The 21,405-nt window shown below is 42.3% G+C and carries 20 protein-coding genes and 1 pseudogene; 14 read left to right on the top strand and 7 right to left on the bottom strand.

The features are described 5' to 3' along the window. Positions 1-30: 30 nt before the first annotated feature. From I2H39_RS20240 to I2H39_RS20260, 5 genes are all read left to right on the top strand, one after another. Complete coding sequence (locus tag I2H39_RS20240) at positions 31-1,257, top strand: phosphoadenosine phosphosulfate reductase family protein (protein WP_240305703.1); 1,227 nt, start codon at positions 31-33, stop codon at positions 1,255-1,257. 26 nt (positions 1,258-1,283) lie between these two features. Further along, a complete protein-coding gene (locus tag I2H39_RS20245; RefSeq protein WP_195627386.1) occupies positions 1,284-1,634 on the top strand; it encodes a hypothetical protein in 351 nt (116 codons plus the stop codon). A gap of 86 nt (positions 1,635-1,720) precedes the next feature. Beyond that, positions 1,721-2,560: a DUF6674 family protein gene (locus tag I2H39_RS20250; RefSeq protein ID WP_195627387.1), complete on the top strand. Its 840-nt coding sequence runs from the start codon at positions 1,721-1,723 to the stop codon at positions 2,558-2,560. Positions 2,561-2,651: 91 nt separating this feature from the next. Next, positions 2,652-7,223, top strand: coding sequence for a YodL domain-containing protein (locus tag I2H39_RS20255; protein WP_195627388.1), 4,572 nt, complete (start codon positions 2,652-2,654; stop codon positions 7,221-7,223). Between the two features lie 3 nt (positions 7,224-7,226). Further along, positions 7,227-7,430 carry a transposon-transfer assisting family protein gene (locus I2H39_RS20260; RefSeq protein WP_195627389.1) on the top strand — a complete coding sequence of 68 codons (204 nt, stop codon included), beginning with the start codon at positions 7,227-7,229 and terminating at the stop codon, positions 7,428-7,430. Positions 7,431-8,120: 690 nt separating this feature from the next. Here the strand turns inward: I2H39_RS20260 and I2H39_RS20265 are convergent. Together I2H39_RS20265 and mobC are read right to left on the bottom strand one after the other, a co-directional pair. Then, positions 8,121-9,494, bottom strand: a complete 1,374-nt coding sequence (locus I2H39_RS20265) for a relaxase/mobilization nuclease domain-containing protein (RefSeq protein WP_195627390.1) — start codon at positions 9,492-9,494, stop codon at positions 8,121-8,123. Beyond that, a complete protein-coding gene (gene mobC / locus I2H39_RS20270; protein ID WP_073282792.1) occupies positions 9,443-9,784 on the bottom strand; it encodes a plasmid mobilization relaxosome protein MobC in 342 nt (113 codons plus the stop codon). The genes I2H39_RS20265 and mobC overlap by 52 nt, the downstream gene beginning before the upstream one ends. Before the next feature lie 405 nt (positions 9,785-10,189). Here mobC and I2H39_RS20275 point away from each other — a divergent pair, with 405 nt between their 5' ends. Genes I2H39_RS20275 through I2H39_RS20285 form a run of 3 tightly spaced genes read left to right on the top strand, consistent with a single transcriptional unit; the run spans position 10,190 to position 12,034 of the window. Then, the gene (locus I2H39_RS20275; RefSeq protein ID WP_002584851.1) at positions 10,190-10,546 is read left to right on the top strand and encodes a nuclear transport factor 2 family protein; all 357 of its coding nucleotides are present in this window, start codon (positions 10,190-10,192) and stop codon (positions 10,544-10,546) included. 21 nt (positions 10,547-10,567) lie between these two features. Further along, a complete protein-coding gene (locus tag I2H39_RS20280) occupies positions 10,568-11,431 on the top strand; it encodes a GNAT family N-acetyltransferase (RefSeq protein WP_002584852.1) in 864 nt (287 codons plus the stop codon). 57 nt (positions 11,432-11,488) lie between these two features. Then, on the top strand, positions 11,489-12,034 hold the full coding sequence (locus I2H39_RS20285; RefSeq protein WP_038270859.1) for a GNAT family N-acetyltransferase: 546 nt from the start codon (positions 11,489-11,491) through the stop codon (positions 12,032-12,034). A gap of 210 nt (positions 12,035-12,244) precedes the next feature. Here I2H39_RS20285 and I2H39_RS20290 read toward each other — a convergent pair whose 3' ends face one another. From I2H39_RS20290 to I2H39_RS20305, 4 genes are all read right to left on the bottom strand, one after another. Further along, positions 12,245-12,448: a hypothetical protein gene (locus I2H39_RS20290; protein WP_002584854.1), complete on the bottom strand. Its 204-nt coding sequence runs from the start codon at positions 12,446-12,448 to the stop codon at positions 12,245-12,247. Between the two features lie 229 nt (positions 12,449-12,677). Beyond that, positions 12,678-13,133, bottom strand: coding sequence for an XRE family transcriptional regulator (locus I2H39_RS20295; RefSeq protein ID WP_002584855.1), 456 nt, complete (start codon positions 13,131-13,133; stop codon positions 12,678-12,680). Positions 13,134-13,214: 81 nt separating this feature from the next. Next, complete coding sequence (tet(32), locus tag I2H39_RS20300) at positions 13,215-15,134, bottom strand: tetracycline resistance ribosomal protection protein Tet(32) (protein ID WP_195627391.1); 1,920 nt, start codon at positions 15,132-15,134, stop codon at positions 13,215-13,217. 362 nt (positions 15,135-15,496) lie between these two features. Then, positions 15,497-16,018, bottom strand: a complete 522-nt coding sequence (locus I2H39_RS20305) for an AAA family ATPase (RefSeq protein WP_002584857.1) — start codon at positions 16,016-16,018, stop codon at positions 15,497-15,499. Between the two features lie 214 nt (positions 16,019-16,232). On the opposite strand from I2H39_RS20305, the pseudogene I2H39_RS20310 reads away from it, so the two are divergent. Both I2H39_RS20310 and I2H39_RS20315 read left to right on the top strand, forming a co-directional pair. After that, positions 16,233-16,650: pseudogene (locus tag I2H39_RS20310) on the top strand (tetracycline resistance ribosomal protection protein Tet(32)); the annotation flags it as partial. A gap of 81 nt (positions 16,651-16,731) precedes the next feature. Next, on the top strand, positions 16,732-17,187 hold the full coding sequence (locus tag I2H39_RS20315) for an XRE family transcriptional regulator (protein WP_195627392.1): 456 nt from the start codon (positions 16,732-16,734) through the stop codon (positions 17,185-17,187). A 134-nt stretch (positions 17,188-17,321) separates the two neighbouring features. On the opposite strand, the gene I2H39_RS20320 is transcribed toward I2H39_RS20315, so the two are convergent. Then, positions 17,322-17,669 carry a helix-turn-helix transcriptional regulator gene (locus tag I2H39_RS20320; protein ID WP_002584859.1) on the bottom strand — a complete coding sequence of 116 codons (348 nt, stop codon included), beginning with the start codon at positions 17,667-17,669 and terminating at the stop codon, positions 17,322-17,324. A 515-nt stretch (positions 17,670-18,184) separates the two neighbouring features. On the opposite strand from I2H39_RS20320, the gene I2H39_RS20325 reads away from it, so the two are divergent. The 4 genes from I2H39_RS20325 (at position 18,185) to I2H39_RS20335 (ending at position 21,373) form a co-directional block, all read left to right on the top strand. Further along, on the top strand, positions 18,185-18,625 hold the full coding sequence (locus I2H39_RS20325; protein ID WP_002584860.1) for a sigma-70 family RNA polymerase sigma factor: 441 nt from the start codon (positions 18,185-18,187) through the stop codon (positions 18,623-18,625). Continuing rightward, positions 18,609-18,857: a helix-turn-helix domain-containing protein gene (locus I2H39_RS20330; RefSeq protein WP_002584861.1), complete on the top strand. Its 249-nt coding sequence runs from the start codon at positions 18,609-18,611 to the stop codon at positions 18,855-18,857. The genes I2H39_RS20325 and I2H39_RS20330 overlap by 17 nt, the downstream gene beginning before the upstream one ends. A gap of 460 nt (positions 18,858-19,317) precedes the next feature. After that, positions 19,318-19,467: an SHOCT domain-containing protein gene (locus I2H39_RS29310; RefSeq protein WP_002584862.1), complete on the top strand. Its 150-nt coding sequence runs from the start codon at positions 19,318-19,320 to the stop codon at positions 19,465-19,467. A 67-nt stretch (positions 19,468-19,534) separates the two neighbouring features. Next, positions 19,535-21,373: a recombinase family protein gene (locus I2H39_RS20335; RefSeq protein ID WP_195627393.1), complete on the top strand. Its 1,839-nt coding sequence runs from the start codon at positions 19,535-19,537 to the stop codon at positions 21,371-21,373. Positions 21,374-21,405 lie beyond the last annotated feature (32 nt).

Raw genomic sequence — 21,405 nt, forward strand, 5'->3', positions numbered from 1 at the left:
CAGTCACTTCCGCTTTCCGCTAAAATACGGATGACAGAATACCGTATCCGGGAATGGGTGGACTATTATGGGGATGATGGCGTTTATATCAGTTTCAGCGGGGGCAAGGACAGTACAGTTTTATTGGATATTGCAAGGAAAATGTACCCGAAAATAGGGGCTGTATATGTGGATACAGGACTTGAATATCCGGAAGTGAGGGAATTTGTGAAACAGCATGACAATGTTGAAATCATCAGACCTAAAATGAATTTCCGGCAGATTATTATAAAATACGGCTATCCAATGATAGGAAAAGAAGTGGCAGGCTGTGTATATGGCGCAAGGAGATATGTGGAAAAACTGATAGAACAGGAAAAAGGTGCAGACAGTGGGGGAATAATTCCCAATTATAGCTATATAGCGGATCTGATAGGGATAGACCGCCGGGAGGATAGGGAAAATACAGCGTACAAAAGCCTGAGCCGGGGTGAAATACCAAGTTCGGATATAAAAATGCCTGTCCGCTACCTTATCCTGCAGGGGAAATATCCGCACAAAGAAAATGGGGTGGAAACATCAGAATATTCCAAGATGTACAATAAAGAAAGATATAAATTCTTTTTGGAAGCTCCTTTTGAAATATCAGACCACTGCTGTTCGATTATGAAAAAAGCGCCTATGCACAATTATGCAAAAAAGACAGGGAAAATGCCAATGACAGCGCAGATGGCGAGTGAAAGCAGGTTAAGGACTACAAACTGGCTGAAAAGTGGCTGTAATGGTTTTAACATGAAAAGCCCTATCAGCAATCCTATGTCGTTCTGGACAGAACAGGATGTGCTGGAATATATCTACCATAACCATATACCCATTGCGGATGTATATGGGGAAGTAGTGGCAGATTGTGGAAAAGGGCAGGCACAGGAAAATTCAATGGATTTGGGGATTTTTGATACGGGGAAGCCTGTATTTGAAACTACTGGATGCAATAGAACAGGGTGCGTTTATTGTGGATTTGGCTGTCATAGGGAAAAGTCACCGAACAGGTGGGAACTTGCGGAGAAACTGTCTAATCCTGAAATCATAGATTATATGATGCGTGGCGGGGCATTTGACGAAAGTGGTATCTGGAAGCCGGATAACAGAGGGCTTGGGTTCTGGTTTGTTATAGAATGGATCAATGTGCATGGAAATCTGCATATTATCATGCCGCACCGGGAGAAATATCTTGGGCAGTACATGACGGAAGATACAGACAAGTATCTTGTTGCATAAAAATGGGAAAGCGGAGGAATTTGACAATGGGAAAAAAGAAAACAGAAGAAACGATTGTAACATTTACAGTGGCGGAGTGTGGGGAATACCACAATCTTGGAGAATATCATGAGGGTATCAGGACATTAGAGGAAGCGGTCAGATTATATCAGCAGATACCGTCGGAACGCATGAACGGTATCCCTTCCATTGGTATCAATCTCCATGTAGTGGGGACTAACAAGTTGGAAGATTCACAGGCTGACATACTTTCCGGAAGTGAGATTGATATAGGATTTATCAGCTTTATGCCGGAGTTTAGCGGGAATCCGCAGGTACAGGCAGCAATAAAAGAAATCATTGAGCTTTTTCCGGATAAAGAGGTCATTGATTATTAAGTTATAAGTTGAAATGGCAGTTGTGCAGAGGGCAGTCAGGAAAAGACTGTCTTTTATTATGCGTAAATTAAAGGAGGATTGCAAAAATGGAAACAGCAGAACAGAACACAAAACAGGTCATGGAAGAAAATGAGGCATTAAAACAGCTTATAGAACTGCTTAACCAGCAGGATATGGACGGACAGTCACAGGATTTCATGGGGATTTTCTGGTATGTGGCGGGTATGCAGATGCAGCTTACCGCAATGGTGGATGAATTACAGGGTGTCCGGGAGCAGCTTTCGCAGATGCAGGAAAACCAGCCAAAATCTGTGACAGAGAAGCTCATGGATAAAGTGGCGCACCTTCAGGAGAAAATCACAAGCCTTTCGGAATGCCTGTCATCGGTAAGAAACAATTTGGTGGAAACAGCGCAACAGGCGGTCAGCGCCTTTAAGGAAAAAGGGAAAGCGGAGATGTGCAAGGTTCTCCAGACCGGAATTTCCGGCGTGAAGTCCATGCTTTCCGATTACCGGGAGCGTCTGGTTGATGTAATGACGGACTGTGAAAAGACAGCCAACCAGATTGACAGCATCGGGGACGAACTGAAGCAGATCGGGAACAGCGTTTCCAACGTGGGCAGGCTGTTAGCCGGGAAAGGCACGAAAGAGGTATCGGATGAAAAGCCGGGTGTCGGCATGACAAGGGTAATCAATAAGCCTGTAAAAAAGGCGGTGGAGAACCTTCGGAAGAAGATTGACGGGATAGATAAGGCATTTGAAAAGCTGGATCGGCTTTCTTCCAGTCTGGATGCCGGGAAGGAAGCGGAGAAAGGAGGGCGGGTGTCCGTAAAGGATAAACTGTCGCAGATGAAAGAAAAGGCAGGGCAGAAGAAAGCGCCGGAGCAGGATAAGGCAAAGCCAAAAAGCAAAGAGGAATGTTTATAAAAATAACTGCAAATAAAAATATCCGGAACGGGGGCAGAGAGGGAAACCTATCTGCTTCCTGTTTTTATGGAGGAAAAGGAGAAATAGCTGTATGGCAGATGCGAGAACTGAAAAACAGAAAGTGAAGGAGATAACGGACAGGCTGGAGGAAGGCTTGAAGGAATTATTTGAAGGGGAAAAGTACAAAAGCTATCTGAATACCATGTCAAAATTCCATAATTACAGCGCAAACAATATCCAGCTTATCGAGATGCAATGTCCTGACGCAACCTACGTTGCCGGGTATAAGGCATGGCAGAAGAATTTTGAGCGCCATGTGAACAGGGGCGAGAGGGGTATCCGTATCCTTGCGCCTTCGCCTTATAAAATCAAAGAGGAACAGGAAAAGATTGATCCGGTCACGAATGAGCCTGTGCTTGACCGGGACGGGATGCCCGTTGTGGAGGAAGTGGAGATAAAGATACCTGCTTTCCGGGTTGTCACAGTGTTTGACTATTCACAGACGGACGGGAAAGAGCTTCCCGGACTTGGCGTGAGCGAGCTGCAAGGGAATGTAGAGCGTTACCGGGATTTTATGGAAGCACTTGCAAGGGTTTCCCCTGTACCAATCCGCTATGAGGGCATGGAAGGTGACAGGAAAGGCTATTTTATTGATTTAAACCACCCTATCGCTATCAAGGAGGGCATGGGAGAAGCGCAGACTGCAAAAACCGGGGTACATGAGGTAGCACACGCAAAACTCCATGCAAAGGAGGTTGAACAGGAAACAGGGATTGCCAAAGACAGGGAAACAAAGGAAGTGGAAGCCGAGAGCATCGCCTATACCGTCTGCCAGCATTTCGGGATTGACACGTCCGACTATTCTTTTGGGTATATCGCCGAGTGGAGCAGCGGGAAGGAAATGCCGGAGTTAAAATCTTCCCTTGATACGATACGCCGGACTTCCTCGGAGCTGATAAAGGGGATTGAAGCACAGCTTTTGGAGATTGATAAAGAACGTGCTGCAGAACAGGCACAGGAGGACATCATTCTGCTTGTGGCGAATACAGACCGTTCAGAATATGACCTTTTGAGCGTTAGGGGCATGGAACGGACAGAGCTTTTTAATTCCCTGCATGATATGAAAGATGATGACAGGCAGAGCGTGGAAGCCTACCTTGAAAGAGCCGGGGCGTGGGTAACACTGCTTGGGAATGAACGGAGCGAGGAAGTGGAGGAATACCACTTAGATTACGCTTACAATACGGATACTTATGAGATAACCGATTTTAAGGCATTGCAGGAAGAACGGGAGAGAGCTAACAAGCCGATTGAATATGCCGATGTTGTTGTCCGGATAGCCATGCCCGAAAACGGGGAGTATGAAACCATTAAAATCATAAATATGCAGTCAGAAGTGGAAAATGCCTTATATGATATGCTGCCCGGCGAAGGAAATGAGTGGGGTGGGAGTGTTACGGACTATCTGAAAGAAAAAGGCTTTGAATGTGTAACAATTATGAAAAGCGGTGGGGTAAATGACGGTTATCCGCAGTTTTATGATTTTGAGGTAGATATGGGCAAAAAGGAGATTCATGCTGCTTCGGAGCTTCCAATCATGCAGCGGGCAGAGCAGCTCATTAACCTCATGGAGTTCCACAGGTCGGTATATGGCACTGACGAGCGCAACCTGATTATGAACCATGCGTTTAAACTGGATGATATGGAGAAAACCACTTCCCTTGCATATTCCCTTGCGGAGCAGAAAGACGATTTACCTCTGCTGTTAGAAACAAAGGAAGTGGCACAGGCGGAGATAGATGCCCTTCCGGATGGCATGGTAGGTTTATCGGAGATGCACGAGTATGGCTATCTTTGGAATGAAATGCTGCCGCTGACAAAAGAGCGGGCATCAGAACTGTTTGAGGAAGGTATGGAGGTATATCTGCTCCATTCAGACGGTTCGGAAACGCTTGCTGAAGATTGGGGCGCAGTGCAGGGGCATGACGGTCTGTTTGGCGTGGAACAGGACGATTGGAGTGCTTATCTGGAACAGGGATTAGAGGAAGATGCACCAAGCCCGGAAATGCGGCTTCTGTATGGAAATGAGAGCAGGTTTGGTATCTATCAGCTTAAAGATACGGAGGAAACAAGGGATTTTCGTTTTATGGCAATGGACTATCTTGAGATGAAAGGTATCCCGGTTTCTAAAGAGAATTACACTCTGGTCTACACCGGGGAGCTGAAGGAGGGCATGAGCCTTGAAGATATTTATACCCGGTTCAATATAGACCGTCCGGTGGATTTTACCGGACATTCCCTTTCGGTCAGTGATATAGTAGTGCTGCATCAGGACGGGGAGAATACAAGCCATTATGTGGATGCTGTTGGTTACAGGGAGATACCAGAGTTTACGAAAGAACTTTCGGTATTTTCAGAAACCAGAGAAGAAAAAAATACAGATATAGAGGATGTGGCAGAAGTGGCGGAAAATACCGCAGAAAGCGGCATACAGGAAGAAGCGGATGCGGATAAATTTACCTACTATGTCATTGAGGATTTATCTGCAGGGGTAGGCAGTAATCCGGAAAAAGGCGAGGTAGAGCGATTTGACAGTCTTGTGGAAGCAATCACAAAGTTTAAGGAGTGCCGGGAGAGGGAAGATTCTGATCAGACAGGCATGACAAAGGCAGTATTTGGATTTGGTATCAATGGAAAGGAATTTGATGTTCTCCATGTGAAAAATAACCGGAACTGTGTGCCGCTTGAATTTACGCAGAATGAAGTGGAAAACAGTCGGTTCAAGAGTGATTTGCAGACTTTATATCAAGAGGTCGGTTTTGACCGGGCAGAGGTTTACCGGGAGAGAACGCCGGAGGAAACAAAAGATTTAGTAAAAGAACTGTTTGAGTTTCAGCTAAAGACCAGCGGCATAAATGATGTTTCAATGTATATGGACAGGTTTGATATTCTCTATGAACAGGGGAAAATGGGAAATCTGATGCCAGAGGGGGAGCAAAACCATATCCTTGAAAATATCCCTTTTACGGAATGGAAGAATCCGTACATAGATGCCAGTGGCAGGGAAGAAACAGAGCTTGCTTTCCAGTTGGCAGACCGCTATATCAGTATTCAGGAAGCCAGTGAAGGGTATGACTACACAATTTACGATATGGGTTACTGGAAATTGGACGGTGGGGTGTATGACAATCCGGATATAACAATCAGACAGGCACTTGATGAGATTGTGGCGGATTTGAAAGAGCCGGCGCACCGGAGCGCTTTGGAAGGCAACATACAGGCGGATGATGAACTGATACCGATTGATTATGACGGATTGATGGAAAAGGCAGAGCAGGCGGAAATGGCGCATCTGGAGGAACGTATCAGAAATGAAGTGCCGGAAGCGGCGGAAAGCAAGGTTGTAGCTGATTTTAAAGCCCGGACAGAGGAATTATGGAATGGCATCAATGGGCAGACACAGGAGGATATAGAACTTACCATATACGCCTATTTGCAGTCCAAGATTGACGAGTATGATATGGACATAGAGCTTGTGGATGTGGCGGTGTCCGGGAGCAGGTGCAGAGGTCTGGAACAGGACAATTCTGACCTTGATGTGGTTGTGGAATACCGGGGCGGGGAAACGGAGGATTTCCTGTTTAACACATTTAATGAGGACGGGTTAAGCATTGGCGGCGTGAAAGTTGACATCAACCCTATCACAGAAGGAAAGACCGGGACGCTTGGGCAGTATCTTCCGGGGGTAGAATCGTACCTTGCGGAAAGACGTGCTGCCCTGCAGGAGAGGAATACAGAACAGGCACAGGAAGAAAAGCAGACAGTGATTACCCTTACAGTGGCAGAGTGTGGGGAGTTCCATAACCTCGGAGAATACCATGAGGATATAGCAAGCGTGGAGGAAGCAATCGAAATTTTCAACCAGATACCGCCGGAGAGGATGAATGGTATCCGGAGCATCGGCATCAACATTCATACGGAAGGAACGGAAGCGTATGAGGACACACAGATGGATATTGTGTCGGGCAGGACTGCCGATCTGGAGATTTTAGATTATGTGCCGGACATTACAGACAATCCCAAAGCGGTAGCGGTAATTGCGGAGCTGATCGACAAGCTGCCGGATATTGAAGTGCTTGGCTCACTGGAAAAGTGGCAGGCGGCTTTCCTTGCCGCAGAAATAGACCAGCTTTCCTATGACTATGACACTTATCAGTACAATGATACGGTGAAGGACAGGGAAGCACAGGTAGCAAATATCGCAGAGGACATCAGGAACGGGAATACGGAGTATCTGAATGATTTCCTCAATGCCATGATTTCAGACAGCATGAGGGAGGGCATAACGGATTTATTCGGGAAAGGGACGGAGCTTGATGATAGTGAGGGTGTACAGACTGCAAGGAAGGCAAAGGAGCTTTTAGACAAACTGGCAGAGTATAAGCCGCTTGCGAAGATTGAGGAACTGGAAGAATGTAACTATAACATGATTGATAACGTCCTGAACAATGAGAAGCCAAAAGAGGAAAAAGAACACAAGGCGGGCAGGGTTTCCATAAAGGAAAAACTGGCGGAGAAAAAGGCAGTCATCGAGCAGAGGGATAAGTCAGGAAAAGAAGCTCCGGAAAAGGGGACGGAGAAAAAATCAGAGAGGGAGATATGAGCTATGGATAAATTTACAGTGGAAGAAGTCAATCTGATGTGTGTGTTTGAGGGGCAGGACAGAAGGGGCATGATTGCCGACATAAAGAATGTGATTCCCCACATACAGGACAGCGAAATGGTGGAGCTTGCCGGGCAGGTCTTAGGGAAACTGGAAACTATGAGCGATGAGGAATTTGCGGAGATTGAACTGGAAGCGGCAGAATAATTTATCGTGAAACTTTTATAGCATTATTCGACAGGAAGTGCTATAATTCTTTTTAGTCAGATTAGAGCAGGTAGGGATAGTCTGCGGTTGTCCTTTCTGGAAACGGAAAGGAGGTCGGTATGAATACGTTAGAAGTGCTTACGTTGGTGCTGGTGATTTTTGCAGCCTTGACATACATAGACAATAAACACAACCGCAAGTAACGGAAAAGGCTATCCTCTACTGCGAATAGGGGATAGCCAGTGATCCGTTTGTTTTTCTAAAATTGATTACTCGTTTCCGATTGTACAACCGTCGGACGTGCTAGAATCCTTCGGCTTCTATGATGATTATAAACCAACACTGCAGATTTTGCAAGAGGGTTTAGGAAGTGGGGGTGCTTCGGCACTCCTATTTTTTTGCGGATTTGTTGACTATATTACAGGAAAAGAGCCTTGCCTGCAAGAGATTTTTACGAATCATATAAAAAGGCAGGAAGGAAAGGGTGGGATTCAGCAGGCGTCGGCACTGTGCGTAATGTGTATAACTCCCCTTCTCATGGAGTTGTGGGCAACATTGTTTGCAGGATGTGGGAAAGCTGCATTTTGCTTTTCCATGTCCTGTGAACGGTGTTGTCCATGACGGAATGGGGAGTTATGCACATTTCCACAGTGCTTTTTTTGGCTTTTAACAGGCGATTCTCCGCCCTTTTTACCGGGCAGGGGTGTTATTCCTGTCTGGCTCTTTTGGTGCGTCTTTTAGCGGCTCTGAGCGCCCTAAATACTGGTTGAGATTTTCAAGTTTCCGGTTCAGCGTTTTCAGTTCCTTATCACAGTTTTTGTAGGTGGCAGCCAGTTCTTTCTTCTGTGCGGTCAGCTCCTGATATTCAGCTTTCAGCTTGTCAATGTTCAAGCCTTTTAGACTGATGCCCGCCTGCTCCAGCATACGCCTTGCGCCGCCATAGAGAATGATCTGGCTCTCATGCTTACGGAAATATGCATCGGGGTTTTTAGCTTTTTTGTAGGCGATGTTATAGGATTTATTTGCCTTATACTGTTCTGCATACTTGATGATTTCCGCAAGGTCTTTGATGCGGTTTTCTAACTTACGGACAGTCTGTTTTGCTTCCTTCCCGGTGGCGGCTATGGTGGCTATTTTTTGTTCCAGTTCCTTAATAGAACCGGCTTCGTTGTAAGCCTGTGCAGCTATCTTTAAATTTTCAATCGCTGCCCACCTTTGCAGTCCCGGACTGTTCTGGAATTTTTCATCAGAGGTGTCAACCAGTCTTTTGCCTGCGTAATCTTTTTTCGGGATAACAGCTTTCCGCTCCCGTTTCAATTCAATCCGTTCTTTGATGCGTTCTTTTGTGTATTCCCTGCCGAGTGACTTCACACTGCCACGTACAAAACGGTCTTTTCCAAGCGGACGGAATGAGATATATTTTGGCGCATCTTCCCCAGAACTTTCCCCTTTTATTTCATAGCCTTTTGCCCGCATCAGGAGTAGAAATTCCTCATAAGTGGAGGATGATTTTATGGCAGCATTGATGTCCTTTCTTATCTGTGTTTTCCATGCGGCACCGTTTTTGTCTGACTGCCATTCGTTATATTTTTTGCCACGCTCCCCGCCGGGGATAATGACGGAAAGGTTATGCTCGCTGCACAGCTCATCGCTTAATTTTCGGATGCGGTAATAGGTCTGTTTACAGTCGTGGTATTTGTTATGTTCAAGGTTGTCGGCAGCACAAAAAATGATGTGGTTATGGACGTGACCTTTATCAATATGTGTGGTGACAACGTAAGAATATTTCCCTTCTAAAACTTTGTCGGCAAGCTCTTTCCCTATCTGGTGCGCTTCTTCAAAACTGACCTCTCCGGGAGCGAAAGCCTGTATCAGATGATAGGCTTTATTCGGGCTGTTTTCCCGGCAGTGGTCTAAGGTATATTTGAAGTCAATCGCTGCGGTTTCCGGCGCACAGGCATAAGAGGAAATGTAGATGCTTTCATCAGTCTTATCCGGGTTACAGATGTAGGCTACCGCTTTATCAACGGTTGCTGTGATAGCATGGATTTTTGTGTATGCCATACCTGTTTCATCAACTCCTTTACTTCGTCCATATCTTCCTGATAGACATGGTTTGTACTGTTAATTCTTTTCGCAATCTGGTTCAGGCTGGAGCTGATCCGTCCAAGCTCTGTGTTGTACTCCCGGAGGAAACTGTAATCAACATCATAGACATATCCGTAGAGGATAAGTTTCCGGAGGAAAGCTGATTTGCTTTTCATGCCGGACAGCTTAAACTTCTCATCAAGGATAAACTGCTCTTTATCGTCTAAATGAAATTCATTCCGGTTGGTGCGTGTCCTGTTTGCCATTTCTGATACTTCCTTTCCTGTTTTTGGGTACAAAAAAACTGCTGTAAAATGCTCGGTTTACAACAGTCTGGTTTCGTGTCTGTTCAGTTGTTTTTGGATAGAATTATCCATGTATTATTATAGCAAATCTGCGGAAAATGTTCAAGGACTGGCAGGGAAAAAGCAGAAAGAAAATCAAAGAGGGTTAGGGATACTTCCCTATGGTAATTTCATCATACGGACGGTAGGGAAGTATGGGGAATTTCGCCTATGTGTCCGGACATAGGCAGTGCTTGCTATTCTACCCTCGACACTCCCGGAGGGTGTGTTGGTTTGTGGAGTTTTTGTGCCTTTATAATGATTCTCGACTTTCAACTTGCTTTTTGATATAATAAAAACACACAAGGCATAGGAGGAAAAACAGAAATGTTAAGACCGAAAGAAGTTGTTCAGTTATGGGTAGATGCATTCAATAAACATGATGTGGAAGCAATTACAGCCCTTTATCATGAAAATGCGACGAATCACCAAGTAGCGAATGAACCAGTAGTAGGAATTGAAGCAATCCGTACCATGTTCACAGCCGAATTTTCAACAGCGGATATGACAGCTATCGTGGAAAATATTTTTGAGGATGGGCAATGGGCAATCTTGGAATGGCGTGATCCATTGGGGTTACGGGGGTGTGGTTTTTTTCAGGTAGTGAATGGGAAAATTTTATTCCAACGAGGCTATTGGGATAAGCTTTCATTTTTGAAACAGCACAATCTTCCAATAGAGTAAATATAGCATTAAGGAGAAAATATGGAATACCGGACATTGGAAAATACAGATTCCGTTTGTATATACGAAGCGTTTACACAGGCATTTTCTGATTATCAGGTTTCAGTTGATATGCCTTTTAAATCTTTTGAAACAATGCTGAAAAGAAATGGATTTATGCCTGCGGTTTCAGTTGGAGCCTTTGCAGATAGAACGCTTGTCGGTTTTATCTTGAATGGAGTGAGAGATTGGGATAACGAAAAGACAGTCTATGACCTCGGAACAGGAGTTATCCCCGATTTTCGGAGAACAGGAATTATGGGGGAATTATTGAATCTGGTTAGCACTATATGTATAAAAAATAAAATCAGCATGTATCAACTGGAAGTGATTCAAGATAATGAGAAGGCGCTCACTTTATATAAAAAACAGGGATTTCGAATTAACAGAATATTGAATTGTTACCAACTGACGGGCAAGATAAAAGAACCGGGCGTACATAAAGTGTGGAAACTGGAACATCCGGAAAAATTACAAGATGATCAATGGACAGCGGTCAAAGATTTTTGGACTTATCCACCTTCATGGCAAAACGCAAAAGATGCTGTTTGTGCAATCGCTAAATCCTTTTCTTATACGATTGTTAAATTTGATGGAAACTTGATTGGATATGGTATTGTGGACAAAATAAAAGGAGATATTGCGCAGTTAGCGGTACATCCCCAATATCGCAGAATGGGAGTTGCCACAGAGATTTTGTTAGATTTACTTAAACAAACAAAGAGTTTAGAGATGAGGGTAATAAATGTGGATGAACGGGATCAGGCATTGAACGCTTTTTTGAAGAAATTGAAATTTAGTGTATTTGTTAAACAATATGAAATGAGAAAACATTTTTCTGATTAGGATATTGTATAGATGAAGAAGCTGACTTTGAGGACAGTTGTCAGTAAAGGAGCAGTTATGAGATATAACAAAACAATAATATTAAGTAATGGCATGGAATGTTGTTTGAGGAATGGAACAGAGAGTGATGGTCAGCTTGTAGTGGATAATTTCAATCTGACACATAGTGAAACAGATTATTTGCTTACATATCCAGATGAAAACAGTTTTAATGTCGAACAGGAGAGCCAGTTTCTGAAAGAAAAAGCTGAGAGTGAAAGAGAGATTGAATTGCTTGCCATAGTTGACAGTGTAATTGCGGGAACAGCAGGAATTGAGGCAATCGGTACAAAATATAAGGTACGGCATCGAGCAGAATTTGGCATCAGTGTTGTGAAAAAGTATTGGGGACTTGGAATTGGTAAGGCTTTGCTGGCTTCGTGTATCGAATGTGCTAAAACAGCGGGATATAACCAGCTTGAACTTAAAGTAGTTGCTGAAAATGAAAGAGCAGTTTCTATGTATGAACGGGCTGGATTTGTTGAGTGTGGAAGAAATCCCAAAGGATTTCGCTCCCGCATAGTCGGATTTCAGGAAGTCATTTCCATGAGATTGGAATTGTGATGATCGATAAATTTATTCCAGTTTCAAAATGGAGGTTACTGTCTGCTGGGGTGACTGGTTGGAGTTGTTTAGCAAAAGCCAGTATGGGGAGTAGCCAAATTTTCCTTAATGTTTTTTAAATATTATCTTCCTTTTCAGATTATGGTTCTTTCGATTAATATTACAGCATTCAAAACGAATGCCAACGCCAAAGATACACTTGTTTTGAATTTACTGACTGTTTTCAATCTCGTTTTCTATAAAATAATTTGCTATTTCAAAAGCCCTTATCCGTCTTTTCGCCAAAGTAATCTGTGACTTATATCTCTCTGGAGTTTCTTTTGCTTCAAAGGTTATTATGGTTTCCCGCAATTTATGCAATGTTGAATCAATTTGCCGTTTTGCTTCCATTAAATCTTCCTTACTATATTCCATTGTTACCCTCCATAACTTCTGATTGTTGCTGTCTTGACTATTATGTATCTTTTCTTTCCAAAATGGTATAGGCTTTTATTTTTGTAATGCTGCAAAACTTTTCTTCTGTAAGGTATGCAAAGGATATTTCCCTTTGCCGCCGCTTGCATTAAGCCGCCGCTATTGGAAAGCCAAAAGCAGCGGCTTTTTTTGCGATATGACCGAAAAGTCCAGAAAGCAGGATATGTCATCATTTGTCACTTCTTCTCAATGTAATTACCGCATGGCATAGCAAGCCAAATACAAGAGAAAAACAGCCACCGCCAAATAGTGATGCTCCCCACCCTGCACCCGACATTGTCATAAAACCGCCAACAAAGAAAATACCAATGCCAAGAAATATCCCGACACCATAAAAAAGTCCAATTGCCATATCATACTTATTAAATTGTCGTTTCTCCTTTTTTTCACATGTTTCCATTTTTGTTATTATCTCCTTCGCAAAATCGTCCATGTGGACGCCAAAAAGAAAACAAATTTTTTTCAATGTATTTAAATCGGGTTCATTAACATCTCTCTCCCAATTCGATAGCGCCTGCCGGGTAACATTCAATTCCCCGGCCAGTTCTTCCTGTGTCATTCCCGATTGTGTCCGCAGATGACGTATTTGTTTTCCTGTTGTAATATCCGTCTGTTTCTGGTTCAAAATAGTTCCTCCTCTCTGATGCTGATTTTATCAATGATATTTCGCAATAGCCAGCAATGAACGTTTGCATTGCGCAAGATGTTACATTATCTTCTGAAACATATGCCGGATCTTGTCTAAACGGCTGTTCGGGCGGCGTGGCTGAAACACAGGCTCGCCGGAAGTTTCCTGATACCCTTTTAATTCTGTAATGCAGACACTTCTTCCATTTGTATAAAAATTCAAATCATTTCTATATTCACCGATACAACGGGCAGGGATTTCCCCCTTAAAAATAACTTCATCTTTTTCAAGTCTGGTTGATTCAATGATTGCGCAATACTTTGGTGCGTCATTATAAGCCCGTGAAAGATATTCCTGCGGTGCAAAAAGGGTAAAGGAAAGGTATGGTTCCAACAGTTGTGTTCCTGCTTTTTTCAATGCCTGCTCCAACACGACAGGCGCAAGAAAACGAAAATCAGCGGGGGTGCTGACCGGGCTGTAATAAACTCCATAATCAAAACAAATTTGGCAGTCTGTCACTCCCCAGCCATATAAGCCCTGCTCCATTCCATAACGCACACCCTCCATGACGGCATTTTGAAAACTTTGGTTTAAATAGCCGAGAGATACCTCGCTTTTATATTGTGTTCCGCTTCCAACAGGAAGCGGTGTTACAGTCAGACCAATAGATGCCCAAAACGGATTCGGCGGCACTTCAATATGAATCGTGCAGCTCGCTTTTTTTTGCGGTCTTTCCAGATAAATAACCGAAGGCTCTTTCATAGCCACGCCCACATGATATTTTTCTTCTAATAGCGAACAAATAACTTCTAACTGTACTTTTCCCAAAAAAGATAATATAATCTCATGTGTAACAGTATCAATGTCAAAATGCAAAAGAGGGTCTGTATCAGCAATCTCTGCGAGGGCATTTAACAGGGCTTCCCTTTGCTCCGGCTTTTGCGGCTCTACCGTTGTCCGAAGTAATGGCATGGGATTATCAATCCGTGTTTTGTGAGGCAGGAGTTTTTCATTTCCCAGAATGTCGTTCAGTTTCAAAGTATCATCAGCTAAAATAACAATTTCTCCCGGACAGGCATGGTCAACCGGGACGATTTCACCATTTGACGGAATACACATTTCTGTAATCTTTATTTTTTCCTTTTTTGACAGCAGCAGGGTATCCCGTAAATGGAGCGTCCCATGATACAGGCGTAAATAAGAAAGCCGTTTTTTCCGCTCTGTATACTCAACCTTAAAAACATATCCACATAATTCAGACTGAATATCGTCTGTTTCTGTAATGAAAGTTTCTGTAATCGCTTCAATCAGTTTTTCTGTTCCTAAATTGTCTTTTGCACTCCCATGATAAACAGGAAACAAAGAGCAGCATCTGGTTCTTTTGCACTTTTCATATTGTAATTCCTGTATATCCAAAGAATCCTCTGCAACATATCGTTCTAATAGTTCATCGCTTCCGGAAATAATCATATCCCATTTGTCCAAATCAGAAATATCGGTCATGGTTATCTTTGGCGACAGGGAAACCTCCTGCATGACAATCATATCACTGGTAAGTTTATCTTTAATGCTTTGGTAAACACGCCGCAGGTCGATCCCATTTTGGTCTATCTTATTTATAAAGATAATTGTCGGGATGTCCATTTTCTGAAGCGCATGGAATAATATACGGGTTTGTGCCTGTACGCCGTCTTTTGCCGAAATGACTAAAACAGCTCCGTCAAGGACAGATAAAGAGCGGTATGCTTCGGTTAAAAAATCCATATGGCCGGGAGTGTCCACAATATTGATTTTATAATCATTCCAGCAAAAAGAAGTAACCGCTGTCTGAATAGTAATTCCCCGTTGCCGTTCCAAAATCATAGTGTCTGTTCTTGTAGTTCCTTTATCCACGTTTCCTTGTTCCGCAATCGCTCCACTGGTGTACAGCAGGCTTTCCGTCAATGTTGTTTTTCCTGCGTCTACATGGGCGAGAATTCCAATATTGATTATTTTCATGTGATTGTCCTCCTTTTACAGCCCCAAAAGGGCATAAAAATCCCCAGCAGTAAAATACTTTTACCACTGGGGATTATAATTTGCGGACATACACATATACAGCATACACCTGTTTGTGATTGCTGTTTTTCGGATATGTCAAAATTGATAAGGCAAAAGTATTTTTAAATTGGGTACAAAAAACCAAGCCCCCACAAAAGGGACTATCATAATCCTTTGTTCCCACTATTTGATTATAGTTTTATTTAAGAATACCTTGCCGCATATTTTTTACTCCTTTTTTGGAATGATGCTATTATATCACATTAGTTTTAGGAAAGAAAGTACCTAAAAGAAATTTTTCTTCCCCTTATATGTAACAATCATACCGACTTTCTGGCGTTCAGAATGGTTTCTGCTGTCTGCTGTGGTGTTTGGTTGGAATTGTCCAGCCAAAAGCCGATCCGTGGTGTTGTCTGCATAAATGTATCGTATAAGGTTTCGACCGTAAAGCCGGAATAGCCTGTTTTCTCCCTGTATCGTTCCCTTTCTTTTATTGTTTCCACATCTGGACAAAGAACGATAACCTCAACAGGGTATTTATGCAGATAATTTATCATTCGGTTTAATTCATCACCGTAGTAGTTATCTTGGATCACTACAGAAAAGCCGTTATCAAAGTATGACTTTGCCGCATCAGCAGTCAATTTGTATCGAAGGTACAGCTGGCGGACTGCTTCCGCTGATGGGGTAGCTGACATATTTTCTCTGCCTGAAATAATCATTTTTCGGAACACATCACCACGAAGATGGACGCATTTTTCTATTGATTTTGCCAGTAAATCGGAAACTGTAGATTTTCCAGAAGCCATTAAGCCTGTAATGAGATAAATTTTTGGATTCATTTCACTTCCTCCGGTACAAAAAATATGTACATGTAACTAATTCAACACATTTTTAATTTGAATAGGGACATTATAGCAGTTACTAAATACAAATTCAATGTATACGGAAAGAAAGGTATAAGGAGTGGGAGGGATTCCGCCGTAGTCGGCATTGTAGGAAAATCCAAAAGTTTAAATTTTCCCACAATGCTTATTTTTTGGTCTTTGGTTCAGCTTTGAATATGGTGTTTATTACGGCCCGGTCAGTACTCCGGCAGATTTCCGCCTTCTTGCGCCTGTTGTGTTGGAACAGGTATAAAAAAGCGGGAACACAAGTTTTAGAACCCTATCTTTCTTTTACCCTATTTGCGCCACAGGAATATCTTTCACGAACTTATCATGATGCTGTGAAATATGATGCGGTAATTGAAACAACTTCGTTATAAAATAATGAGGCAATTTTAACTGGAGAAATACCAGCTCGGCGGATCGGGGAATATAAAAGTGATTTGAATTTCTATACAAATGGAAGAAGCGTTTGCTTGGCAGAATTGAAAGGGTATCAGGAAACTTCAGAGGAACCTGTAGTACAACCTTGCCGCCCAAATAGTCGGTTAGATAAGGTTCGCCATATGTTTCAGAAGATAATGTAATGTCTTGCGCAATGCAAGTGTTCATTGCTGGCTATTGCGAAATATCATTGATAAAATCAGTATCAGAGAGGAGGAACTATTTTGAACCAGGAACAGACGGATATTACAACAGGAAAGCAAATACGTCATTTGCGAACACAATCGGGAATGACACAGGAAGAACTGGCCGGGGAATTGAATGTTACCCGGCAGGCGCTATCGAATTGGGAGAGAGATGTTAGTGAACCCGATTTAAATACATTGAAAAAAATTTGCTATCTTTTTGGAGTCCACATGGACGATTTTGCGAAGGAGGTAATAACAAAGATGGAAACATATGAAAAAAAGGAGAAACGACAATTTAATAAGTACGATATGGCAATTGGACTTTTTTATGGTGTTGGTATATTTCTTGGCATTGGTATTTTCTTTGTTGGCGGTTTTATGACAATGTCGGGTGCAGGGTGGGGAGCATCACTATTTGGCGGAAGCTGTTTTTCTCTTGTATTTGGCTTGATATGCCATGCAGTTATTACATTGAGAAGAAATGACAAATGATGACATATTCCGCTTCCTTAAAAAGAAGCGTTCTGTACAGCAAAACGAGCCACAGTTTTACAGAGGAAGGAGGTAATTAGGCGGCTAAGGGTAGCCGCCCTTGTTTTAGAAAAGAGATAGGAGAGGGAGTGGATTTACTTTGAAAAATTTTTATATGTCCGAAGATAGGCTTCCACAATAGCGAGAATTGTTGTAATCTGTTCTTCTGTACATTGTGACAGATAAACCAACAGCCGCTGGTAGTCGAGGTTGTCTGCCGGGACAGTTGGATAAAAAAACGGATCGGCGGAAATATGTAAGGCTCGTATGAGCTGCCCTAGCTTTTCAAGGCTTGGCACGTTTCCATGATTTTCGATTTCCTTGATATAGCGTGAGGAAACGCCGGATTTTTCTGCCAGTTCTTCATAGGTCAGTTTTTGTTCAGTCCTAGCCTGTTTCAGACGAAATCCCATTTCCTTGTCAATTTTCTTTTTTCTTGCCATATATGCACCTCCATGTATAGTGTATATTGCACATTTTACTTTTGAAATGTACTAATAATTCACTTTATAAGAGGGGCATAATGCACACAACGAAATAGAATAACTTTGGATATTGCATATAAAAAAACGCAGTATCCAGAGGTTTTTTGCGTGGATTTTATCCTTTGGGTACGTTTAGGGGAATTTATGTGTTCTGAACGGTCTGAGGGATATTTTTTTGACTTCGGGAACCTGTCCGGCTATTGGCGTGGGAAGGTTCTTTTATAAGGTGCTTTACTGGAAGTGAAGCAGAATATACCTTAGAGAGTGAACTATACGCACTCGTAGCTTGTGGAGAAAACAGAATAACAGATATGAATAGCGTCCAACGGGCATCAGCCTGTCAGGGCGTTTTTTATATACATAAAATTTTTACTCCCACCCGAACATCAGCCTATCGCCATTTGGCAGATACAACGGAAAGGGAAAAGGCGTATGCCTTTGTCACGTCACAACGGGGGAGGAGGTGAACTCGTATGAAGAAACCTTCTTGCCATGATGAACTGACAATCAGACATCGCTTTGACCGCCTGTGTCAGATGTCGCTGAAAGGTGAAGCGATTAACTATTACCGGCACATGGATTACCGCAGGGAGCATGAAGCCATGTTTTCTGAACTGTCTGAAAAGGAGCTGAACCAGTTGTTTGTTATGGATGAGTATGGAGTGGAAAACAGTCATTTTACAGTACATGGATATGACATTGAAGTGAAAGACACCCTGATTGCGGAAGCATTGCAGGCACTTTCAGAACGGAAGCGGAATGTAATACTGCTTTCGTATTTTCTGGAAATGAGCGATGCGGATATAGCAAGGGAAATGAACCTTGTACGCAGTACGATCCACGAACACCGGACACGCTCCCTTGAGATTTTAAGAAAGATTATGGAGGAAAAAGCAGATGAAAAAGAGATGTAAGAATAGCGAAGAAAAGAATTTGCTGCCTTTCCATATCATAAAGGCAGCATCAGAAGGCGATGTAATGGCAATCAACACAGTCCTGAAGCATTATGAGGGATACATAATTACCCTGTCCACCCGGAAAATGTATGACGAGGGAGGACGGCTGCATTTTTGTGTTGATGAAACGCTGCGCCGGAGGCTTGAAACAAAGCTGATTACGAAGATACTGGCGTTTGAAGCGGTATAAGGGGCGGCTATCTGCCCTTTTCCATAGCTGATTATCAGCGGTGTACCTTGAAAATTGAATATTGTATTGCATACAGGACGTGAGGATATGCAGAGCCACTAAGCAGATGCGCCATGACGTACCTGCCTTGTCTTATGACGGGGTGAACGTGAGGAAATGTTGAAACGGTACATTGAAGCAAAGGTAAGGAGCGAGTGAGATCGGGCAAAATATGTAGCAGTTACATGGGGCGATGAAGCATATCTGTAATAATGATACTTCCGGATTGCAGAGCAGTCTGCAATCCGGTCAATAAAATGACGGTGCAAGACCGATGTGGGCAGTGTAATGAGCTGCCACCTGTATTGCAGTTTTTATCTGCTAATAAATGGGGAGAAGCGTATTCTGCCTATTTATTAGCAGATAAGGCTGTGCAAGGAAATAGGAGGATATTTGGAAATTTACGAAAGGATGATTGCTTATGGAAGGAAAGAAGATATTAAGATATAGCATTCAATTATCTATGCTAAAACAACTATTAAATCTGAAGCTAATAAATGAGTTGGAGTATGAGCAGATTCAAAAAAAGCTAATGCGGGATTATGGGATAGTGTCCAACATTACAGCTTGACTTATGAACTGTATTGCATTATAATAAAAGCGAACACTACGATAGGAACACAAAAAAGGAGGAAGATATGGAAGTAGAAATTATAAAGGCAAACAATCCATTCGATGAATCTTCCAAAGTCCGAAAAGTAGACCGCTTGAGAGTTGCAGCATATTGTCGTGTCAGTACGGATGATGAGGATCAGATTAAAAGTTATAATTCGATGGTCAAGCATTATACCGAATTGATACAAAATAATGAGCAGTGGGTATTTGCGGGCGTATATGCGGATAAAGCGATTACAGGAACGAAAGTTGATAAAAGAGAAGATTTCCAGCGTCTGATTCAAGACTGTATGGATGGTAAGATTGATATGGTTATTGCCAAGAGCTTACCTCGATTTGCAAGAAATACATTGGATACCTTGAAATATGTCAGGATGTTAAAAGAAAGAAAAATCGCAGTTTATTTTGAGGTTGAAAAGATAAATACATTGAAAGATGGCGAATTTTTAATGACAATTTTAAGCTCTGTTGCACAGCAGGAGGTAGAGAATACCTCGGCATATGTAAAAAAGGGATTAAAAATGAAAATGAAGCGTGGAGAATTGGTCGGATTTCAGGGGTGTTTAGGATATGATTACGATGTTGCAACAAAATCAATTTCCATAAATGAAGAAGGTGCAGAAGTTGTAAGGTATATATTTGACAGGTATGTTGCTGGTGCGGGAAGCTCAATGATTGCCAGAGAATTAAATGAACAGGGGATTACAACGATAAGAGGTAATAGTTGGACATCTTCCAGTGTAATGGGAATTATCAATAACGAGAAATATAAAGGCGATATACTATTAGGAAAAACGTTTACCGTTGATCCGATTTCAAAAAGAAGATTAGAAAATCTTGGAGAAGAAGATAGGTTTTATATCAAAGACCACCATGAACCCATTATTTCAGCCGAAACTTTTGCTAGGGCGCAAGAGATTCGAGAGCGGAGAAATGGAGGAAGGAAGTCGGTTACTCCGGGGAAACGAGAGAAATATAGCAGACAATATGCATTTAGCTGTCTGTTGGAATGTGGGTTTTGTGGAGCAAATTTATCAAGGCGAAGATGGCATAGCAGTTCTAAATATAAAAAGACGATTTGGCAATGCGTTAAATCTACAAAGGACGGAAAAAGATTCTGTCCGGATAGCAAGGGAATACCGGAACAAGTAATAGAGGAAGCATTTATCGAATCGTATAAAATGCTGTGTGCAGATAACAAGGATGTACTGGAAGAATTTATTTCCAGAGTAGAAAAGACTTTGAGTGAGGATTCCATAAGAGATAAACTCATAAAGCTACAAAAGAGTGCAGATAATCTTCAAGCTAAAAGAAAAAGATTGTTGGAAAATTATCTCGAAGGAATTGTTGCACAAGATATTTACGAAGAAACAGATGTAGGTTATGAGAGGAAATTATCAGATATAAAAGCCAATTTAAAGATTTTAGAGCAACAAATGGATGATGAATTTTCTTTAAAGCAGCGAGTGGCAGATTTTAAAAAGGCATTATCAAAAAATGGTGTATTGGAGGAATTTGACAGAGGAATATTTGAGAGCATAATTGAAAAAGTCATAGTCGGTGGCTATGATGAAGATGGAAACAAAGATCCCTATAAAATCACTTTCATATATAAAACAGGGTTTAAAAATGAAATTGGAAAGGCAAAAGAGCGTTTCGACAAGTCTAAGAGTGTGAGCGATAAAGCCAAAGAATTGTGTTCCCATATCGTAGACGAGGTAAAAGGTGTGTGTTCCTATGTTAGTGACAACACATGTGGAGACCGTCACGCTTCTCGTGCGGAGACCTTGATTCTAGGCGGGATTTTTAGCGGGAAATGGAGTTGTGTTTTTACAAAAATAAAGATGGATAAGTTGCTGTGAAAGTGGAGATGGGGTAACGCCGTGTGAGTATA

This window comes from Clostridium sp. 1001283B150225_161107_B6 (assembly GCF_015556325.1).
GTDB lineage: Bacteria > Bacillota > Clostridia > Lachnospirales > Lachnospiraceae > Enterocloster.

Bases quoted from the DNA above. Each gene is read 5' to 3' on its own strand.
- I2H39_RS20240 (WP_240305703.1), top strand. From the start codon at position 31: ATGACAGAATACCGTATCCGGGAATGGGTGGACTATTATGGGGATGAT.
- I2H39_RS20245 (WP_195627386.1), top strand. From the start codon at position 1,284: ATGGGAAAAAAGAAAACAGAAGAAACGATTGTAACATTTACAGTGGCG.
- I2H39_RS20250 (WP_195627387.1), top strand. From the start codon at position 1,721: ATGGAAACAGCAGAACAGAACACAAAACAGGTCATGGAAGAAAATGAG.
- I2H39_RS20255 (WP_195627388.1), top strand. From the start codon at position 2,652: ATGGCAGATGCGAGAACTGAAAAACAGAAAGTGAAGGAGATAACGGAC.
- I2H39_RS20260 (WP_195627389.1), top strand. From the start codon at position 7,227: ATGGATAAATTTACAGTGGAAGAAGTCAATCTGATGTGTGTGTTTGAG.
- I2H39_RS20265 (WP_195627390.1), bottom strand. From the start codon at position 9,494: ATGGCATACACAAAAATCCATGCTATCACAGCAACCGTTGATAAAGCG.
- mobC (WP_073282792.1), bottom strand. From the start codon at position 9,784: ATGGCAAACAGGACACGCACCAACCGGAATGAATTTCATTTAGACGAT.
- I2H39_RS20275 (WP_002584851.1), top strand. From the start codon at position 10,190: ATGTTAAGACCGAAAGAAGTTGTTCAGTTATGGGTAGATGCATTCAAT.
- I2H39_RS20280 (WP_002584852.1), top strand. From the start codon at position 10,568: ATGGAATACCGGACATTGGAAAATACAGATTCCGTTTGTATATACGAA.
- I2H39_RS20285 (WP_038270859.1), top strand. From the start codon at position 11,489: ATGAGATATAACAAAACAATAATATTAAGTAATGGCATGGAATGTTGT.
- I2H39_RS20290 (WP_002584854.1), bottom strand. From the start codon at position 12,448: ATGGAATATAGTAAGGAAGATTTAATGGAAGCAAAACGGCAAATTGAT.
- I2H39_RS20305 (WP_002584857.1), bottom strand. From the start codon at position 16,018: ATGAATCCAAAAATTTATCTCATTACAGGCTTAATGGCTTCTGGAAAA.
- I2H39_RS20320 (WP_002584859.1), bottom strand. From the start codon at position 17,669: ATGGCAAGAAAAAAGAAAATTGACAAGGAAATGGGATTTCGTCTGAAA.
- I2H39_RS20325 (WP_002584860.1), top strand. From the start codon at position 18,185: ATGAAGAAACCTTCTTGCCATGATGAACTGACAATCAGACATCGCTTT.
- I2H39_RS20330 (WP_002584861.1), top strand. From the start codon at position 18,609: ATGAAAAAGAGATGTAAGAATAGCGAAGAAAAGAATTTGCTGCCTTTC.
- I2H39_RS29310 (WP_002584862.1), top strand. From the start codon at position 19,318: ATGGAAGGAAAGAAGATATTAAGATATAGCATTCAATTATCTATGCTA.
- I2H39_RS20335 (WP_195627393.1), top strand. From the start codon at position 19,535: ATGGAAGTAGAAATTATAAAGGCAAACAATCCATTCGATGAATCTTCC.